This is a genomic window from Nocardia heshunensis, from assembly GCF_054782115.1.
Window position 1 is genome coordinate 1 of record NZ_BAAGTC010000061.1, and the last position, 1,026, is coordinate 1,026.

Genomic DNA, 1,026 nt, shown 5'->3' on the forward strand with positions numbered 1-1,026 from the left:
ACGGCTCGCTGGGTCTGTCGTGGAACTACGCCACCGATCTGTTCGACGCCGAGACCGTGGCCTCCTTCGCCGACCGCCTGGTGCGCGTGCTGCGCACGGTCGCCGAGGACCCGGCCGCCCTGATCGGTGATATCGACCTCCTCAGCGAGAGCGAACGCCACGACGTGGCCGAGCGCTGGGTCTCCGGAGGCGAGGATTTGCACACGCTCGCTCAGGCCGCACGCGCCGCGGTCGCGGAGGCGGACTCAGCGGTGGGCGAAGACGTCGTGGAACCCGCCATGCTGGCCGCGTTGGGCGGGGCCGCTGAGGTGCTGACCAATCCGTTGGCAGCCATCGCGAGTCCGTTCGCGGATTCCGATGCCACCCTGTCGAGCTTGTTCGACCTGGCCGTCGCCTCGAACGCGGAGCAGGTCGCGGTCCGCCTCGGCGACGAGGAACTCACCTACACCGAGCTGGACCGGCGCGCGAATGTGCTGGCGCGCACGCTGATCAGCGAGGGCGCGGGCCCGGAACAACTGGTCGCGGTGCTGCTGCCGCGCTCGGCGGACCTGGTGGTGGCACTGCTCGCGGTGATCAAGACCGGCGCGGGCTACGTGCCGATCGATCCGAGCTACCCGGCCGACCGCATCGCCTACACGCTGTCGGATGCCCAGCCCACCAGCGTGATCACCGATTCCACAGTGCAGGTAGATCTTCATGCCGACCTGCACACGGTACTGCTGGACGGCTTCTCGCTGGAGGCAGGTGACATCGAGGACGCGGCGGATTCCCCGGTCACCGATGCCGACCGCATCGCGGCGTTGCATCCAGACCATGTTGCCTATGTCATCTACACCTCCGGCTCGACCGGTCGCCCCAAGGGCGTGGCCGTGGCGCACCGGAACGTGGTGCGGCTCATGGCGAACACCGATCGCGAGTTCGGCTTCGGACCCGACGACGTGTGGACGCTGTTCCACTCCTACGCCTTCGACTTCTCCGTCTGGGAGCTGTGGGGCCCGCTGCTCTACGGCGGCAAGCTCGTGGTCG

The 1,026-nt window shown here is 68.4% G+C and carries 1 protein-coding gene; it reads left to right on the forward strand.

Translation table 11 applies throughout. The features are described 5' to 3' along the window. The coding region (locus tag ACYVN4_RS45165) for an AMP-binding protein (RefSeq protein WP_460730498.1) at positions 1-1,026 on the forward strand (1,026 nt) is incomplete at both ends.